This window comes from Endozoicomonas elysicola, assembly GCF_000710775.1.
In the GTDB taxonomy this organism is placed as follows: domain Bacteria; phylum Pseudomonadota; class Gammaproteobacteria; order Pseudomonadales; family Endozoicomonadaceae; genus Endozoicomonas; species Endozoicomonas elysicola.
The window spans coordinates 4,086,286-4,105,163 of record NZ_JOJP01000001.1; the positions used below are offsets into that span (position 1 = coordinate 4,086,286).

Genomic DNA, 18,878 nt, shown 5'->3' on the forward strand with positions numbered 1-18,878 from the left:
CCTTAGTGAACGCCTGCTTCTGCAGACCCTGCTTCTACAGACATAGTGTTCACATCCGCACTGTTTTCTGCTCCTGCAATCTCACTGGATGAGATCACCTGCTTCGGCAGTCGTTCAATCACTTTATTCAAATTATTCAGGGATTGAAGGTGCAGATAAATCAGTTCCAAACCATCATTGGCCATCAGAGCAGCCAACTCGTCAGCAGGAATACCTTTCAGCTTTTCACGGTTGATGGTTTTAAAACCGGTCAGAGTACGTTCTTCCTGGCCAGGCAGCGTAAATTTCGCGCCCATCTCTTCCAGCAGCCCCAGCTCATTCAGTTTTTTGCAGAATAACTGCGTGCGTTGATACTGAGCCTGATAGTCCTGCAGGAAGCTCAATACTTTTTCGAGGTATTGAGTCTGCTCACCTTCTGCATCAAACAGACGCTCACCTCGACCTTCCTGGTTGCAGCCTTCATAAGTCTCATCCAGACAGAGTGTCAGGGTTTTCCCTTCATCGGATGTTGCAAACACAAATGGGTAGCGGCGGATAAATGCAGGCACATAAGGCGCTTTCCATTGTCCCTGTTCGTCAACATAAGCGTTCTCACCTTCACGAACACCCATAACGACCACTGGAACAACATCGTTGTCTTTACCGGCAAATACAATAGCGTAGTCCTGAGACGCTTTTGGAAACTCCACCGCCATCAAGGGGACAGAGTTAACGCTTCGGGCAAAGTCATAATTATTTTCAGCTTTAATGGACCAGTCTGAATGACGCTTTTTATTGACGGCTTCTACCTGTCCGTAAATCAACAGTTGAACACTCATTATTTATTACCTCAGTCCTAACGTTAGAATTCAGCCCCAAAGGCCAACAGTGCTTTTGTGTCTGTTGATAAACTGACACCCTTCAACAACCGGTTAATCCCAACAATATCTGCTTCTGACAGGTTTCCTGCCGCACGCTTAAGGCGCAGATGATTCATCAGGTAATCGTAGCGAGCTGCAGAGAAGTCACTTCTGGCAATAAACAACTCCCGCTCACTGTCCAGAACGCTGCCACTGGAAATTACGCCGGACTCAAATGCCGTCCGCTTCCCCTCTGCCGCCTTTTCATAGGTTTCTACAGACTTCTGCAGCGCATTTACCTTAATGATTGAGCTGACAACTCCTGTATAAGCTGCCTGAGTCTCACGAGCAATCTGACGAAGAACAAGCTCCAATTCATCCTGAGCTTTGTAATGACGATTAATGGACTCCCGAACTCTTGATGACACCGCACCACCGGAATAAAGAGGCATGCTCACTTGAAAAAGCACATCACGAGAATCTATCTCACTACCACCACCAAACAGCGAGCCACCCGTTTCTTTTGAACTCTGGGTAACCACCAGGTCAAACGTAGGGTAGTGCCCCCCTTTCTGGCGACGAACTTCCTGCCAGGCCACATCGACAGCACTCTGCCTTGATAGCACCACCGGATTATTTGCCTGAGCATCATTGACCCAACTATTCATTGTCGCGGGATCAGGGCGCTGAAGTGCAAGGTTTTGGCCAAGAGCATCCAGACTATCCGGCAACTTGCCGGCAATTTCCTTTAAACCCTGAAGTGCATCATGCAGTGTATTGGCCGTTTCAATCTGCCGGGCTTTGGCCTGCATATAGCGGGCTTCTGCATCAAGAAGATCAGTACTGTTGGCAAGACCATTAGCAAACTTGCGATCAACCAGTTGAAAATGTTTTTCCAGCGCCTTTACTTCCGCTTCCACTGCCTGATAACGATCGCTTTCACGCAACACCGTAAAATAGACGGCAGCAACCCGCATAACGAGATCCTGTCTAACATTCTCAAGATCAGCAGCCACTTTTCTGACTTCAGCCTTGGCCTGCTTGAAATAAGCCCAATTGCTGTAACTGTAGATAGACTGAGTCAGGGTCAGGCTCTGTTCATCCGTAGGAAAGGAGGTACTGCCTTTAGCAAAGACGGTATTATCGGAACTGACAATATCCTGTTTTGATTTTGTCTTACTGTAATCAAACTGAAGGCTGGGCAATAAAACAGCACGGGCCTGAGTGTATATTTCTTTGGAAGCTTCATGCTCAAACATGCCTGCGCGGTAGACAGGGTCATGATCCAGCGCCTGCTTATAAACCTCAAGCAGATCAGCAGCCTGAGAATGAAAAGGCATGATCGCCAACCAAGCCGCAGCAAGGGTGAGCCTCTTGAAAACCGTAGCTGCGCTACCGGGTGACATAAACACAAACTCCTCCTTGAGCACTGACATCTCAATGCACCCCATAACAGGGTATATACGTACTTGCTTTTTGTTGGTATTTTATTTACCCGTAAATTAAAAAATAAATATCAAACGCTTTCAAGAAGAAATGTGCATCGGTTAACTAAATAATACACCTAGTTTTATCATGGCTTTTTTAAAGTCATCAGCCGTATAGAAGCGAATGCCAATGGATGAAGAAGCAGTTACGGACTCCAGAAAAACGTTAAAAAACGCCAGTCAACTGAATGCCATGTCATCCACTGACTACTATAAGGAGTGGCTGCTGGGGCAGAATTACATGATCGACGGACTGCATTGCAGCCTGATCATGGTTCAAACCAATAATACTCTCTTAAACGTGGCATCCTGGCAGGAGAATTCAAGCAACTTCTCCAGATTGGAAGCACTTGCCAGTCAGCTCTCCCACTGGGATCAACCTCAAATCAGCACACTGGAAAGTGACGGAAACACTAATGAAACGTTTGCCCTGCTCTATCCGGTAAAATCAAACGATAACTCTCCAAATAAAAACAGGCCAATTGCTTTAGTGGCCATTGCCCTGCAGGCAAACTCTCAGGAAGCATTACAGAAAGCGATGGCCACACTTCAGTGGAGTACCGCTGGGCTTGAGGTTATTGACTATCAACACCGTTTTGAAGCGCTGACTTTTGAGCAGAAATGCACCGCTGACCGAGTCAACATTCTCACCAGGGTGTTAGCAGAACCCGATTATCCCGCAGCAGCAATGGGGTTGGTGACCGAACTGGCCACACTCTTAAATTGTGATCGCGTCAGCCTGGGAGAATATGACAACCATCATGCGACCCTGAAATACCTGTCTCACAACACACAATTTGGCAAGAAAATGAATTTGGTTCGTGCCATTGAACAGGTAATGGATGAATCTATTGATCAGGGTAGCCCTGTTCGATTTCCTCAAAAAGAAGAAAGTGCGTCAATGTTGATTCTGGCTCATAGAAAGCTGTCAGAGCTACAGGGTGATGCCAGCATATTATCGATACCGATTTACTCAGAACACAACATAACAGGCGCTATTGTTCTTGAAACCAGCCCTGCAAAGCCCTTTACCGATAAAGAGGTAGAACTCTGCCAGAGTATTATCAGCCTCGTAAGTCCATCTCTAAACGACAAGCAACTGAATGACCGCTCTCTCTGGCGAAAAGCCGTAGACAGTGGAAAAACACAGCTGAAGCGATTTACAGGGCCGAATCACCCGGGAAGAAAACTCACAGCGCTGATTTTGATCATCCTTTCTTTGTTCTTTACCTTTGCAACGGGCACCTACCGCCTGTCAACTCAGGCCAGAATTGAAAGCTCTGCTCAGCGAGCCATAGTCGCTCCTTATGATGGTTACATTGAAAGCACCCATGCCCGGGCTGGTGATACCGTCAGTACTGGAGACTTACTCATCAGCCTCGATGATCGAGACCTGCGTCTGGAAAAACTGAAATGGCTTTCCGAGCAGGCAAAACTCAATCGCCAATATCAGGAAGCACTGGCATTCAGAGACCGGGCAAAAATCAATATCATCAACGCCCAGCTTCAGCAGGCTGAAGCACAGCTGGCTCTTGTTAACACCCAGTTAGAAAGGGCCAACCTGACAGCCCCCTTTGATGGCCTGGTCGTCAGTGGCGATCTTGATCAACGCCTTGGCAGCTCTATCTCTAAGGGCGAAATTTTATTGTCGGTATCAGAGCTGGATCAATATCGCATTAAAATGCTGGTGCAGGAAAACCGTATTGCTGATGCACACATCGGGCAAAACGGTACTCTTCATCTTTCAGCACTGCCGGAAACCCCCTTTGATTTCAAACTCAGCAAAATTACTCCCTTAACCGAAGCCCTGGATGGCTCAACCTACTTTATTGTAGAAGGAGAGCTGCTGTCAGATACCAGCCAGATTCAACCTGGTATGGAAGGCATTGGTAAAATCACCATCGATGAACGCAATCTTCTGGGAATCTGGTTAAGACAAACCAGAGAGTGGCTACAGCTTAAGTTATGGTCCTGGTGGGGTTGAGGTGACAGATGTCGGCATCGCTGTTCAGTAGCTCATGGTATAAAGTGGCAGACCTGAAGGTCCGGCTTCGAAAGCATGCTCATATCCACCGTCATGTGTATCGGGAAAAAGTATGGTATGTACTTCAGGATCATGTGACGGGTCAATTCCACCGCTTCAAGCCTGCTGCCTACCAGATGATTGCACTAATGGATGGCACTCGCACACTTCAGCAGATCTGGGAAATAGCCTGTGAGGAACTGGGCGACAACCTGCCAACACAGGATGAGGTAATTCAACTGGTTGGACAGCTAAATAAAGCCAATGTCATTCAAACGGATAAACTGCCGGATATTGATCGATTACAGAAACAAAGAACTCAGGTCATTCGTAACAGGTGGCTGCAACAGATTAAATCCCCCCTGAGTATACGAATACCACTGGTAGACCCGGAGGCATTTCTTTCCGCAACGTCGCTCATTGCCACGACCATCTTCAGTCGTTTAGGCGCCATTCTCTTTTTATTCACCATTTTAACCGGTGGCGTGCTGGCAGTGACTCACTGGGAACCCTTGACTGAAAATATCAGTGATCGCTTACTGGCCACAGAAAACTTGCTGTTAATGGCCCTTGTTTATCCCTTCGTAAAACTCATACATGAGTTAGGGCATGCTTACGCAGTTAAACGCTGGGGCGGTGAAGTGCATGAAATGGGCATCATGCTGCTTGTGATGTTTCCCGTGCCTTATGTTGATGCTTCTGCAGCGTCCTCTTTTCATAACAAATACCAGCGAATGATCGTAGGCGCTGTTGGCATTCTCGGTGAACTGCTGATGTCGGCTATCGCCATGATTGTATGGGTCAGTGTTGAACCCGGCGTCGTCAGGGCCCTGGCTTTCAATGTGATGCTGATTGGTGGCTTCTCTACACTGCTTTTCAATGGCAACCCATTGCTGCGTTTCGATGCCTACTATGTTCTGGCGGACTACCTTGAAATTCCAAACCTTGCTGCCAGGGGTAATGCCCAGGTGGGTTACCTGATCAAGCAGTATCTTTTGAAGGTTGAAGGATTGAAGTCGATTGCCCAAAGCCGTTCAGAAGCCTTCTGGCTGGGTGGCTATGCGATTTTGTCCTACATTTACCGACTGTTCGTCATGGTAGCCATATCATTACTGGTAGCTTCCAAATATTTCTTTATTGGTGTCTTACTGGCCTGCTGGTCTATCTGGAGCAGCCTGTTAGCGCCAATGACCAAAATGATTGCCAAACCAGTTTCCGACCCTCAGCTCTGGCATAAAAGAAAAACCATTTATCTTTATTCCTGTATCTGCCTCGGCCTCATTTTATCATTATTGATGGTAATCCCGATGCCCTATCAAACCTATAGTCAGGGTGTCGTGTATATACCACAGGAAGCAATTATCCGAGCTCCGGCCAACGGTTTTATTGAGAAGCAACTGGCAGAAACGGGGTCACAGGTATCCCCTGGACAACCGGTTATCACCATGAGTGCTCCTGACCTTATCGCCAGAGAAAAGGTACTGACCGCACAGACCGATGAAGCCCGATTGAGATATCAGGCAGCCATTAATGACCGGATTCAGGCTGATATCCTGTCTCAGGAAGTACGCTTTATTAATAATGAGCTTCAGGAAGCCAGAGAGCGTATCCAGTCACTTTCAATTAACGGAGCCACCAACGGTGAGTTAGTGGTTATTGACCGCACAGGTATAGAAGGGAAGTATTTTCAGCGTGGCGATGTGCTGGGTTATATCGTCAATTATCGCCAGTTGCCATTGACCACAGTTATTTCCGAGAGCGATATTGATCAGGTCAGAAACCATACCAAACGTGTTTCACTCAAGTTTAGCTCTAGCCCAGACCAGGAATACAGTGCCGAGATAATCCGGCAACACCCTTCATCAACACACACTCTGCCAAGCCACACTTTATCAACGGATGGTGGAGGCCTGATAGCCCTGGCGCCTGACCGTGAGTATCCTCTCCAGAGTTATCAGGGATACTTCCGGGTAGATATTGACGCTGAAAATGCACCGCGCCAACGGTTCGATGAGCGTCTGCATGTGCTGTTTGAACACGAACCAGAACCGTTATTCTGGCGCTGGTACCGTGACATTAGGCGACTATTCCTGAGGCAGTTTGATGTTTAAGCTCCCAAGGCGGCGCCCCGCTTCAACGCTGGATCGCCCTCAGAAATCGATTCCCGGGCAACAGATGCCTGCAAGAATCTGGCGCTGGCTGACATCAATGGTTTTGCGCCCTCTTCAGGCGCAGATTTGGGTGTACTACCCACTGCTTTGGAAAATAAAGCACTACCAGCCAGGCTTATCTGCTCTCTCTGATCAGGAACTCGATAACGAAATCCAAAGCTTGAAAACAGCGCTCTACCAGAGAGGGCTCACTCACTCTTCAGTAGCTCGAGCTTTTGCGGTTATACGGGAAGTATCAGGTCGGGAGCTGGGTATGTATCATTTTGACACCCAGTTACTGGGTGGGCTTGCCATTATTTACGGCAATATAGGTCAAATGCAGACCGGTGAAGGTAAAACACTGACAGCAACGTTACCCGTTGCCACCGCAGCGCTTGCCGGCATCCCTTCCCACTTGGTGACGGTTAATGATTATTTAACCCAGCGAGATGCTGAATTAATGACGCCGGTCTATCAACGGCTAGGCCTCAGTATTGGCATTATTATTCAGGGCCTGCCAACAAATGAACGGCAGATGCAATATGCCTGCGATATTGTCTACTGCACCAACAATGAACTGGCTTTTGATTATTTGAAAGACAGCATCCTGCTGAAAGGAAAAAACAGCTCACTCAATCTTCACGCCCAAAGGCTGCTTAACCACTCTGAACGAGATAAACCATCCGATATAGACGACCTGATGCTGCGAGGGCTCCACTTTGCCGTCGTTGATGAAGCAGACAGTGTTTTATTGGATGAAGCCCGAACACCATTAATTATCTCAGGAGAAGAGGCGCCCATTGCGGCACAGCAGGAAGTGTATGCTCAGGCTATGGCACTTATTTCTGAGCTGGTTGAAGCCGAAGATTATAAAGTGTGGCAGCAGCGGCGCCATATAGAAATCACGCCCTCAGGCGAACAGAAGGCAACAGAGCTCACAAAAAACCTGGGAGCGCTTTGGAAAGGTCGGGTTCGCCGATTGGAATTGCTCAGACAGGCTTTAACCGCCTGGCACCTCTTTGAGCGAGATAAGCACTATCTGATTGATGACTCAACTGAACAGAGAAAAGTCATCATAATTGATGAACACACCGGCCGAATGATGCCGGATCGCACATGGGAGCGAGGCCTTCACCAGCTTATCGAAATAAAAGAAAACTGCTCGTTGTCCGCACCAAGGGAAACACTGGCAAGTATCAGCTTCCAAAACTTTTTCCGCCATTTTCATCACCTGTCCGGCATGACCGGAACAACCAGTCATGTTCGAAGTGAACTGTGGCGGGTTTATAACCTGCCAGTGGTGGATATTCCTACCCACAAAACCAGCCGAAGACGGTCTCTCAAATATCAGACCTTCGCAAACGAACAACAAAGATGGCAGGCGGTTGTTTCCCGGGTTAAAGCACTGAAAGCACAACATCGGCCAGTATTGATAGGCACATTGTCACTGGCCAGCTCCGAACAACTCAGTGCATATATGCAAAAAGAAGGTATTGAGCATCAGCTTCTTAATGCCAGGCAGGATAAGCTTGAAGCCGATATTGTTGCCAACGCCGGTGCTGCTGGCTGTATAACGATTGCCACCAGCATGGCAGGACGAGGAACCGATATTAAGATTGATGAGACGACTGATAACCTTGGCGGCCTTCATGTGATTATCACTGGACTGCATGAATCGTCGCGCATTGACCGACAACTGATTGGCCGATGTGCCCGTCAGGGTGACCGGGGAAGCTATGAACTCCTTTTATCTCTGGAAGACCCACTATTAAGCTCGACGTTGTCGAAGGGACTTCAACGAATGTTCGCATTCCCAGTCCCCCAGCCACTGAAACACTGGCTTGCATTAATGGCTTTTCGTTATTGTCAAAGCCAATATGAAAACAAACACGAACGTGCTCGTAAACACCTGCTACGCAGTGATGATCGGCAACGAGACCTTCTTTCATTTACCGACTCGCGGGTATGATCACAATGGCCAGCACCAAGCAACAAATAACGTTTTTTTTATCAGCAGCCCTCATACTGACCTTTACACAAACAGGCTTCGCACAAACCAGCACAACTAACCTCGGTCAACTCAGCTGCCTTCTGGAACCCAGCAAAAGCTCCGATTTGAGCAGTGAAGTACCTGGCATCATCCGCGAACTGAAAGTTCAGCGGGGAGATACGGTCAAAAAGGGTCAGGTTTTAATGTCACTGAACTCAGATGTCGAACAGGCAACCCTTGAGACCGCAAGAGCCCGGCTCAATTTTGCAGTAAGAAAACTGCAACGAAATGAAGCACTCTATAAAGATAAGCTGATTTCTGACCATGAACAGGATGAACTGCTGACCGAAAAAAGGCTGGCCATGCTGCAAGCGGAAGAAGCCCTGGTTCGACTACACCAGCGGGAGGTCAGAAGCCCTTTTTCCGGTGTAATTACCGATGTCGTTAAAGAGCCGGGAGAATACATCGACGACTCTCATTTTCTACAGGTGGTTAGCCTCGACCCTCTTCATGCACAGGTCATATTTCAAGCTGAGCTTTATGGGAAGATTAAAAAAGACACACCGGTAACCCTGTTCACCCAAGGTTCAGAACAAGGTTTTACCGGGCGAGTAAAAACCCTCGACCCAGTCATCGATGCAGCCAGTGATACTTTTGGGATTACCGTTGAAATTAATAATGACCAACAGCAACTGATTGCAGGTTCGCGGTGTCGTATAGAAATTTCAGGGCTGTCAGAGAGCATTCAGTGATTGACTGCTTGAATAGGAAGATCGACAAGTGTCGGTATACTAGGAGGCTGTCCGGGAATAGCGCCCGTAGCGAGGATGGCAGAAAATTGAGGATAAAAATTCCGTTTTGTGAGGTGAATAGTGGTTCTATTTGCCGAACAAAACGGAATTTTTAGACCAATTTTCTGCCACCGTAGTAGGGCAGTCTATTCTCGGACAGCCTCCTAGTACCCCCATAGTAATTCAGGCTGTGATAACCATATATGCTGTCGTCTCATTTAACGCCCTCTAAAACAGACACTTTATTTCAACGGCTGGAGACAAAGCAGTTCTACCAGCGCTGCAGCAATATGCAGTCTACATTTCATCAAGAACGCTCCATTAAGCTGAAGCCCGGCCAAATCATTGACCGAAGAGCTCTAATGGGTATTGAAAAACAAGAGAAGACCCTTGATGAGTGGTCATCATTTTTAAGACTCCTCAATGTTCCACCGGAAGTCATCCGTCAGGTCCTCAACAATATTCAAAATGCAAATACACTATTATTCGGCATAGAGGAGTTGAATGATAAAGCCACTTTAAAAGTATATCTGGAATACTGGGACTTTCTTATTTCCCTCATTCAACAGGGTAAACATGAGCGACAACCTTTCGCGCTCAATCGTGGTTATAAATGGGAGACGGATCACCCAGAACACTGGAAGGAAGATATTTACTGGTGCTACCCACTTTTAACACTACCAGAGCTGCATAAGCGCCTGAAAACTCTCACCGGTATTAATGGGGCTATTCTCCAATACTTCCTGAATCCCCTGCTCTTTCAAAACCGTTCTTTGAGAGGGGAACAGCTCGTTTATTTGGAGATTGTTGGAGAGGATAATGCAAGACGATCCTTTGATATCAATTGTTATAAGGGCCAATTATCAGTATCTGATGCATTACCCTACCTTCTCGAACTAGCCCAACACTGGCGCATCAAAAATGACTTGTCAAAAGTGCTGTCCTGTTACAGTTCACATTGCTTGGGGCATATTTCCGGAGGCGTAGGACGAGACAAGCAGCCTTTTCTGTCCATATATATTGAAGAGTCATCAACTGCCGCCGCCTGAATAGCTGATATCAAAACCTTCCAGTGTCTGAACAGCTTTTTAGCGGCTCCAGTCTTTAACGTTTGGAAAATTGTGAACGTGAAAACGGCTTTCTAGCTCTGCATGCTCCCTATAGTCCTGACTCCTGGTAAAAGCCCCCTAACTCAGGAAAGGCTTCGCTCCCGAAGAAGACCAGCACCGAAAGCCACAACAAATGCACATTAGAATCAGATAGGCAAATGCTTCGATTCATCAAAGCCTCGGACCACATTTTTTTTCAGTGAGGTGCGAGAAAAGTAAGAAAGCGGAAAAAGCAGCTTCAAAAATAAAAGGCTACAGACCTCATCATTATGTGTTTGACACTTTGTCTACAAGGCCAAGAAACGACAAACCCCTTGCAAAAGGTATTATAAAGGTTTGAAGATATGGCGGTGGGGAGCGAATCGGTAGCAGAATTTTTTGATAAAAACAAAATATGTACCATTGTACATAATTAGCTCTGTTTTCCCCATGCATGAGTGAAAAGTAATGCGTTCAGAGTTCTTTGCTGCCCAAGCTAAAAGCTACCCTGTATCTCAATAGAAGTTTCCCCTCCAACCAGCAACCAGTTTTCAATCAGGTCGGCAATAACATCCAGAGGCAATTTGTATCGCCCCTTAAGAGCACACTCCCACAAAGTCAGCACTCTCCAGCCATCGGCTTGCAAATCCCTTAGGTTTCTTTTATCTCGCTGCTGATTCCCCGTTATTTTTTCCTTCCAGAACTCCGTTCTCGTCTTCGGCCATTTAAATACCAAACAATCATGTCCATGCCAGAAGCAGCCATTGACCAGAATAATGGCCCGATATTTTGGAAAAACAATATCAGGCTTAGCTGGTAGCGTTTTGACATTTAGCCGAAAACGGAAACCTCTGGAGTACAACAGCTTTCGCACCAACAGCTCTGGCTTGGTGTTCCGGTTTCTGACTGCCTGCATATTTTTACTGCGTATGGCAGGCGTATGAACATCTGTCATGTTGATGCCAGAGATGAGTCTGTACTATCCGGTTCAGAGAGTTTATTCGTAAGGCTCGTCAACTTATATCTATTAACAGACAAATGCCGTTAGACGAGTCAATCTGACGGAAAGATCATTGTTTACCTACCACAAAAATCTGCCCCCCCTTATTTCTTCACTAACGATGAATAAAGTTCGGGCAGATCATCCCATCCATAACCTGCTGTCAGGTCATCCCGAGAGACCAGCTTTAACTCAAAATGCACCTTACTCTGTTGCCACAACGGCATTTTCAAACGCAAGGCAGACCCGAGGCTAAAGAGCCAGAACCACTCATCCGGATTAGCAACAACCGGAGTACCCGTCTGCTCTTCCGTAAGGTTGCCCCTTTGCACCCGTTCTGCTTTCAGGATCGGATAAATATAGTCCACCCGTCGATGAACTCCATCATCGTCATCCAGAGCCACTGCAAGATAGCGAGCTTCGGTAGCAATATGTTGCTGAATTTTCTGTCGCTCAAAGGCAACGAGCTTTGTGTGATAAAACCGAGCATCGCCGTTTTCAAACTGGTTTATATACTCCTGATTCCGAGCCGGCCCCAACTGGCTTGCCAGAATAGTCAACCCCTGATAATGAGTGATGGAGTAACCTTTACCCGGAATTCGTGCAGCGTCCTCCACAAAATACCGTTCACTGGTCGCATACGGATATTTTGTCTCAGGAACACCCAGTTTTCGTTGCAAAAAAACAGATAACCAATGACTCCCCTTGTTATCAACCTGAGGTAACAAACTAAAAGCACCGATACCCACTTCATTAATCGCGACACTGTATGGGTTGCGTTCACAAAGCTGATTGAAATAGCCCGGATACAATACATAGGCACCAAACACCGGACGGGTTTTCACAAACCCTATGTCATCAAACTTACTGCGGTGAATCAAGGCATCCCGATAACGGTGCATTTGATTGATGGCATCATCGGGCACTCGGTCAGGGCCTGAGCCGGTGCCCTGATCATCCGCTGGAGTCTCAATCCGATACTTGGCATCAAATAACCAGATAATCTCGGCCCCGTCAGGGAAAGTAGCCTCCAGCAAAATATCCGGTTTTTGAGTCACCAACCAGGTTCTGATCTGATCGTCTTTCTTTCTGAATACCGGTTCATGAGCCAAACGAATTTTCACCCCGTCAGACCGCCTGAAATGAAAAGCTCCGGCCATCCCATCCTTCAACGAAACACGGATCCCACTGTCTACCAGAGGTATCCGCCCACACGGAACCTCCTCAAAGCCCAGGTCCGAAATAATCCTGCGTATCTCAAGAAAACACCAGACTTCGTACATCTCTGCCACATTGCGCAAAGAGAGTTGATCGGCCCCGTCCAGAAGCTCGAGATACCATTTAAGCTGCTGCCAGATTTTATAAACTTTCGAGTAACCGGGCTTTTGCTGTAATACCAACGACTCCCGTTTCAGCCCTCGGTATTCGCCAACGTCCCTGAAAAAAGGCTGTTTCTGAAAATGCCGCAAAGCCTTCTGCCAACGTTCCAGCTCCTTAATAAAGCTGGCGGAAAAACGCACTTTACCGGATTCCGGAGCCAGAGACGCCAGCTGTTGAACCCGGGTCAGCCTGGTAGCGCCATGACCAATCACCGCTTTAATAAAACGGTTTTCCGGTGTATCCACATGGAGTCGCTTTTTGCTCAGCGTAAAAGACTTTTCATAATTTTTATTAGCCTTTTCCAGCGCCAGCCGTTCTTCCTGCTGTCTGGATAGCCTGCCCCTCAACCGGCTCATCGGGACGGTGTGCTTATACTCCATCAACCGACTATGGGGCGCATTTACCACATGCTTCAGTCCGGCCAACAACTCCTTATGAAGGGATTCAAATCGTGCAAACCACAACAAAAAGAACTGGGAATGCGGCTTTTTAACGGCGCTTAATGAATGACTGGTGCTTTCTGCCAATGAGTAACGCCAAAGTGGAAATGCAGCATCAACGGCCTCGTTCATTGCCCTGAAGTCTGACTGCATATCCATCTTCACCGGCAGAATATCAAAAGCAATCGACTGTTCGATTAGCCGTCCCCGGTAGGAATAGACCAGTTTAAACTGAAAAGTACCGACATGATTGCCCGTATTGATACTTCCCCGTAAAGAGCCGCTACGGGGACTGAAATGAAAAGACTCTTCAATAGCCTTTAGCTTATGTTGCACCGTCGGTAGCGGATCTCCCGCTTCCGGTAGTTGGTGAAACAGAAACTCAATCTCGTAATATTTGTTTTCAAAGAAGACGGCTTCACCAAGACACAATTCAAACACCGGCTCTGTGGTATATTTTAACAATAACGGGGGAGAAAACCGCACCTCAGAAGTCGGTACGGCATTGCCACGTTCCGTCAGCGTTCGCTCCAGCCGCCGCTGACTGGAACGAATATCTTTTGACCAGATAACGCAATCAAAATGCCCGGTTTCAATAACGGCCAGTTCCGGCATAATCTCAACTCGCTCAGGGCCAATAACTGGTAAAGGTATGGCTCTCAAGCCGCGCTTTCATCCACTCCAGTTTTTTGCGGGAGCGACACGGAATGCCTTTTTCCACCTCACGGAACAGATCCGGACGCTGCCCATCCCAAATATCGGGCAATAAACCTTTGAGCTCATCGGTCAGTTTATCCAACAGGTTAACCGCATCATCACCAATCACCACCCGTAGCTTATCCTCATCACCATCAATGCGGGGTAGCACCTTGGTCATCATGAAATCATCCCAAACCGCTTGCAGCGTTTGATCATCCTTGGGTTGCAAACACGCCACATAGAGCAACAACTCGTTCAGGGCGCGATAGGCCAACTCAAACGGGGTTCGTTTAAGCACCTGATTCACTCGGTCAAGAAAGGCAACCGTACGCTTCCCATCAGCATCGAAGGTAGCTGTCAGCTGCTCCCGCCTGGCCGAGGTCAACACTGACCAGTGAAATACTTTATTCTCCGGTTGTCCCTCAAAGAATTGATCATAATCATTAGGATAAAACTCGCCATAATCCAAAGTCAGTGCCCGGTCAATCACCTTGCGGGAAAAACCATGAGTGGTTTCATCCATATTAACGGTACCGGCCACCAACAGATTGGGTGGTATGCCGATGCCGTGCTGTTGAAAGTAATCCCACAGCGGATCATCCGTCAGCCCTAAATCCGCCTGAAGTTTCAGGTCACCGGATTGATTCAGTGCCTGCAAGTCCAGCAACGGTTCACAACGATACTCTCCGGCCTCGTTGAAATCCCGAGTTTCCAATACCGACAGGTAATCCGCAAAATATTGCTCTACTGGTGCCAGATTCATCTCATCCAGGCAGAGCCAATAGGGAGGCGAAGCAGAATTCAGAGTTCCGGTTCCGGCTGCGGAGGCATCTGGCGCAACCGACTTCCAGGCACGGATAATAAACGCGAGCACTTTGGTGGCAATGTATTTCGGTTTATCAACCCGGGAGACATAACCTAACAGATCGGAGGGCTCATGCCAGTCAGGCCTAACCGGGATCAGACAGAAGTTCCCTTCAGGATCATCCGGATCATGGAACTCTGCCTGCTTTCGGATAAAACGTGATTTACCGGTGCCGGAGATTCCGGCCAGAAGGAGGAAGGGTTTGGGTAAATTTAGCTCATTCTTGCTTTTTGTCTGCTCTTGCTTGAGGAACTCGACATACTTATTTACACCTGCCTGATACATGCCATTACCAGCTTCATTCTTTTCTCTCCAAAGCTGGTCTTGGCCAAGTAAATCTAATGCTGACAATATGGAGTGCTTTGGAAGGAGCGCATAGAGACTCTGCTCAAATATTCCTTTTTCCTGCACGATCTGATCTGCCACACTCATAGCAGTATCGGAATAACTCTTGATGCTACGTTCAGACAAACCACTATTTCTGAGCCATTGCACAAATCTGGCTTTATTATTTTTGCTATTACCAGCCTTCCCACTTCCAGACTCAAGATTGGTTAATCTATCAGGCATTTTTGCCAAAGCAGCTTCAACTGATTGTTTATCAAACAGCGTACTTGTATCAACACCTTGATATTCCAGACCCGCAACATAGGCAATCAGCTTAGATATAACTTTGGTTATACCTTTTGTCTGGCTACCACCAAGACTACTGATTGTATTTAGATCTTTATTCTCGGAGCAGAACTTATAGAAAGCTCTGTAAGGTTTCTCTTCGTAGTTCAGGTAACCAGCTTTCGTAAAGCGTTCGTTAGATTCAATTATATTGACACAGTCTTCATGTCGATCTCTCAAAAATTCCAAGAAACTAACAATGTCAACAGGGTCAACGCTGAATGCCGTTCCCCCATCTTTGGTAAAGCTAATAACAAAGGTATTATTAGTGGTTACCTGCTGAGGAGATCTTTTACTCTCTTTCTCCTCTGCCTGCTCGCAGAACTCCTGAAAATTCATAACAGATCCTTGACTATCTCTTTTGCTATTGCAGAAACGACAGGAACAGCAACAGAATTCCCAAACTGCCTATATGCTGGAGTTTTAGCTTGCTGCATCACAAATTCTTCTGGAAAACCCTGCAACCGAGCACATTCACGAAGAGTTAGGAGGCGAGGATTTTTATTTTCCTGAGGTATCAGACACTCTTTACCATCCTTACCGTAGCGAGCAACAAGCGTATTCGAAGGTTTGTCAAGGTTGGCCGTAAACGCAGTAAAACCTGTACCACGATCTAAATTGCGCTGGGTTCTGTTAATATGCCCCTGCCAAAGTTTGTCCGATATTGTATAACTGTCAGGAGCATCATACTCCAGGATTTCTCTGAGAACTCTGGGCGCTCCTGTGAATGATGGAAACTTGAAGTCTACATCCAAATCTTTCCTGAAACAGACCATGTAGCATCGAACACGTCTTTGCGGCACAAGGGGAGATGAGTCAATTAGGGCATATTTAAAATCATAACCTAGCTCCTCTACCGACTCTCTAATGACCCGAAAGGTATTCCCTTTATCATGTCTCTCAATATTTCTGACATTTTCCAAAAAAAGTACTTTTGGCTTTTTTACTGATGCTATCCGCATAACATCAAAAAAGAGTGTGCCTTGAGTAGTACATTTGAAACCATGACTTTTACCGATAGACTCTCGTGCAGACACCCCAGCATGACTGAATGGTTGACAGGGAAAACCTGCCGCAAGAACATCATGATCCGGTATCATAACTCCTAACTGCTCATCACTTATAGACTCATTGGTCAACGCAGTGATATCGCCAAAAGGGTGTTCACCATAGTTATCAAAGTATGTTTTTTGTGCTGACTTATCCCATTCACTACTAAAGACACTGACCCCTCCATTTTCCTGAAGAGCAAGCCTAAAGCCACCAATACCTGCAAACAAATCTATGAAGGTAAATTCAGGCTGACTTACCGGAACAAGCTGGAGCTTTCTTTTAAGGTTGCTTTTGAGAGCTTCATCGTTCACGTACAACCCATTATCAAGCAACTTAGCGATAAGGTGCTGACGAACAACGAGACCTTCCGAAAATAATGATTTTTCATAAGCCAAAGCATGCAACCACTGATGCACTACTGCTCTTACAGTACTACCCTCAGGGACATATTTTTCTGCTTCCGGTGCTAAAACTTCCTCTGCTCTGGTCAAAAAATCATTCATTAAGAATCTTCTGTCTTTGGGAAAAATAGTCGTCATAATATCACGGTACTGCTTCCCACCTTCGCTGGAGAAGCATTTATTTCACCGACTATTATTCTCTGTTTAACCCGTAACATTCAAGATTGTATTCACCACTCATTAGCCACCAAAACTGACATACAGGCTCTGATCCTCGGCAGACCAGCTACGAGACAGCATCACTTACCCTGCCATGATCGCTATCTTGGCCACTACCTGCATTGCGGTCTGGTTTTGATAGCTGAATGCCAGAATAGCAGGAGGTATTAGCGATCTGTGTGCCATAAGTGGAACTGGTTGCTTCTTCCGGCTCGACGAGTACTGGTGATTTTTTGAAAAAAGGGACTTATTCGCAGCATCCCTAGCTCCTATGAACTCTTCCAATATTTACGCTTAAAAGGCAATCTACTCAACTATATTTAGAATCGGTTTGACGACACTAATCAGCACAAACAACCGAACCGACCGATTGTAAATGATTTCCCTAATAGCCCTTATTGCCAGGAATGCTAAATCTCTACTACCGGGCAGGTTGAGCCCTGTCGACTCGACAAATGAGCTGGATATTTCACCATCTGAAATTGTCTCAGTAACACAACACTTATCCATTTACCCGATATCCTCACCAGCAGTACTTTATTTCTCGGCTTCGTGTATTACCAATAAGAATTCCCCAATTAACAGCAAAGAGCTTCATGAATATCAAGTTATACAGGTGGACGATAACGCTATACCAAGCTGTTTATCCTGGAATGAAATAGATACTGAAGAACCTGGAAGCATCAGTTCAGTAGCCACCGATATGACAACCGAGGTTTCTACAGACACCAGCCTCAACATTGAACAGACCTCGGGTTTTCACGATAACTACTCACTAATCAAGAAGAGCCCATCGCCTGATTCCTGGCCACAAGGGCTGTTAGGTAAGGATGATCATATAACCTATGATGATTTAAGAAGCTGGCTGAATGATCTTAATGGTACCTATGATGAGGAGCCAATGTTTCGCTCTATTCTTAACCTTCCCTATCCCTCAGATCAATCTGAGATATTCCCGGATTCTATAAATGCTCGTCCAACCTATGGCTGGGTTTCTGATAACTTCCTGACTGACTGGATTAATGACAGGGTAGTGCGTGTCAGCACTCGTGCTCAGGGTGCACTTGTTGATGACAGACTTGTCGAAGAGACCGATGAATCACCAGATCAAGCCGGTGCTTCGAAGGCATTTGATTTGATATACACTCCCTTCATTCAAAAGTTTGACCCTCAAGATGAAGAACCGGCAAGAGAGTTCTTCCAAAAATTATATGAGCTACTGGCTCCTCTTAGAGGGTTTTTGGTCATTACAATCCTTGGAGTTGCCAGATCACATGGCCATGACGCCACCACAAAAGGATATAGACTTTCGAGATTATTAAACCAGTCGGGAATTCCTGCCTCCAATATCAGAGTATTTACATCGCGCGGCCATACTTATGTATTGGCCAAAAGAAGCAATAGCTCCGTTTTTCAAAGAGGAGAGATAAACGGTAAAAAGATCTAGGACTTATAGGGAGCTCGAAAACCCCAACAAATACCTTTAACCTTTTTCAGAAGCTATAAACGACAAAACCCTTACAACAAGTATTGTAAGGGTTTCGGCTTTTATCTATAGAAATGGCGGACCGGACGGGACTCGAACCCGCGACCTCCGGCGTGACAGGCCGGCATTCTAACCAACTGAACTACCGGTCCGCTGCGTTCATAAACCGAAACTTCAGCTTATGGTCACTCTGCTAACAACGAATGTTGTTGAATTTGGTGGGTGATGACGGGATCGAACCGCCGACATTCTGCGTGTAAAGCAGACGCTCTCCCAGCTGAGCTAATCACCCAAA

Annotated in this window: 12 protein-coding genes and 2 tRNA genes; 6 read left to right on the forward strand and 8 right to left on the reverse strand. The window is 46.6% G+C overall.

Going from position 1 to position 18,878, the window contains the following annotated elements; all coding sequences use genetic code 11:
- Positions 1-2: 2 nt before the first annotated feature.
- Entirely contained in the window at positions 3-818 is an 816-nt protein-coding gene (locus GV64_RS17220; protein WP_020583687.1) for a SapC family protein, read from the reverse strand.
- 23 nt (positions 819-841) lie between these two features.
- Positions 842-2,275 (reverse strand): TolC family outer membrane protein, encoded by a 1,434-nt coding sequence (locus tag GV64_RS17225; protein ID WP_020583686.1) that lies wholly within the window; start codon positions 2,273-2,275, stop codon positions 842-844.
- Positions 2,276-2,456: 181 nt separating this feature from the next.
- Between GV64_RS17225 and GV64_RS17230 the strand changes: the two genes are divergently transcribed.
- The 5 genes from GV64_RS17230 to GV64_RS17250 all read left to right on the forward strand — a co-directional run bounded on the left by GV64_RS17230 (position 2,457) and on the right by GV64_RS17250 (position 10,329).
- On the forward strand, positions 2,457-4,310 hold the full coding sequence (locus GV64_RS17230; RefSeq protein ID WP_020583685.1) for an efflux RND transporter periplasmic adaptor subunit: 1,854 nt from the start codon (positions 2,457-2,459) through the stop codon (positions 4,308-4,310).
- A gap of 8 nt (positions 4,311-4,318) precedes the next feature.
- Positions 4,319-6,460, forward strand: coding sequence for an efflux RND transporter periplasmic adaptor subunit (locus GV64_RS17235; RefSeq protein ID WP_020583684.1), 2,142 nt, complete (start codon positions 4,319-4,321; stop codon positions 6,458-6,460).
- The gene (locus tag GV64_RS17240; RefSeq protein ID WP_020583683.1) at positions 6,453-8,468 is read left to right on the forward strand and encodes a preprotein translocase subunit SecA; all 2,016 of its coding nucleotides are present in this window, start codon (positions 6,453-6,455) and stop codon (positions 8,466-8,468) included. Before GV64_RS17235 ends, GV64_RS17240 begins: the two co-directional genes overlap by 8 nt.
- 5 nt (positions 8,469-8,473) lie before the next feature.
- Complete coding sequence (locus tag GV64_RS17245; protein ID WP_152554104.1) at positions 8,474-9,241, forward strand: efflux RND transporter periplasmic adaptor subunit; 768 nt, start codon at positions 8,474-8,476, stop codon at positions 9,239-9,241.
- Positions 9,242-9,642: 401 nt separating this feature from the next.
- Positions 9,643-10,329, forward strand: a complete 687-nt coding sequence (locus GV64_RS17250) for a hypothetical protein (protein WP_152554105.1) — start codon at positions 9,643-9,645, stop codon at positions 10,327-10,329.
- 535 nt (positions 10,330-10,864) lie between these two features.
- Here the strand turns inward: GV64_RS17250 and GV64_RS17255 are convergent.
- The 4 genes from GV64_RS17255 to dcm all read right to left on the reverse strand — a co-directional run bounded on the left by GV64_RS17255 (position 10,865) and on the right by dcm (position 16,980).
- The gene (locus tag GV64_RS17255; protein ID WP_020583680.1) at positions 10,865-11,323 is read right to left on the reverse strand and encodes a very short patch repair endonuclease; all 459 of its coding nucleotides are present in this window, start codon (positions 11,321-11,323) and stop codon (positions 10,865-10,867) included.
- Positions 11,324-11,472: 149 nt separating this feature from the next.
- A complete protein-coding gene (locus tag GV64_RS17260) occupies positions 11,473-13,851 on the reverse strand; it encodes a DUF2357 domain-containing protein (protein ID WP_020583679.1) in 2,379 nt (792 codons plus the stop codon).
- Complete coding sequence (locus GV64_RS25650) at positions 13,817-15,763, reverse strand: McrB family protein (RefSeq protein ID WP_020583678.1); 1,947 nt, start codon at positions 15,761-15,763, stop codon at positions 13,817-13,819. The genes GV64_RS17260 and GV64_RS25650 overlap by 35 nt, the downstream gene beginning before the upstream one ends.
- The gene (gene dcm, locus GV64_RS17270; RefSeq protein ID WP_020583677.1) at positions 15,760-16,980 is read right to left on the reverse strand and encodes a DNA (cytosine-5-)-methyltransferase; all 1,221 of its coding nucleotides are present in this window, start codon (positions 16,978-16,980) and stop codon (positions 15,760-15,762) included. The genes GV64_RS25650 and dcm overlap by 4 nt, the downstream gene beginning before the upstream one ends.
- 820 nt (positions 16,981-17,800) lie before the next feature.
- Here dcm and GV64_RS17275 point away from each other — a divergent pair.
- The gene (locus GV64_RS17275; protein ID WP_152554106.1) at positions 17,801-18,544 is read left to right on the forward strand and encodes a hypothetical protein; all 744 of its coding nucleotides are present in this window, start codon (positions 17,801-17,803) and stop codon (positions 18,542-18,544) included.
- 114 nt (positions 18,545-18,658) lie between these two features.
- On the opposite strand, the gene GV64_RS17280 is transcribed toward GV64_RS17275, so the two are convergent.
- Both GV64_RS17280 and GV64_RS17285 read right to left on the reverse strand, forming a co-directional pair.
- Positions 18,659-18,735, reverse strand: a tRNA-Asp gene (locus GV64_RS17280).
- Positions 18,736-18,799: 64 nt separating this feature from the next.
- Positions 18,800-18,875, reverse strand: a tRNA-Val gene (locus tag GV64_RS17285).
- Positions 18,876-18,878 lie beyond the last annotated feature (3 nt).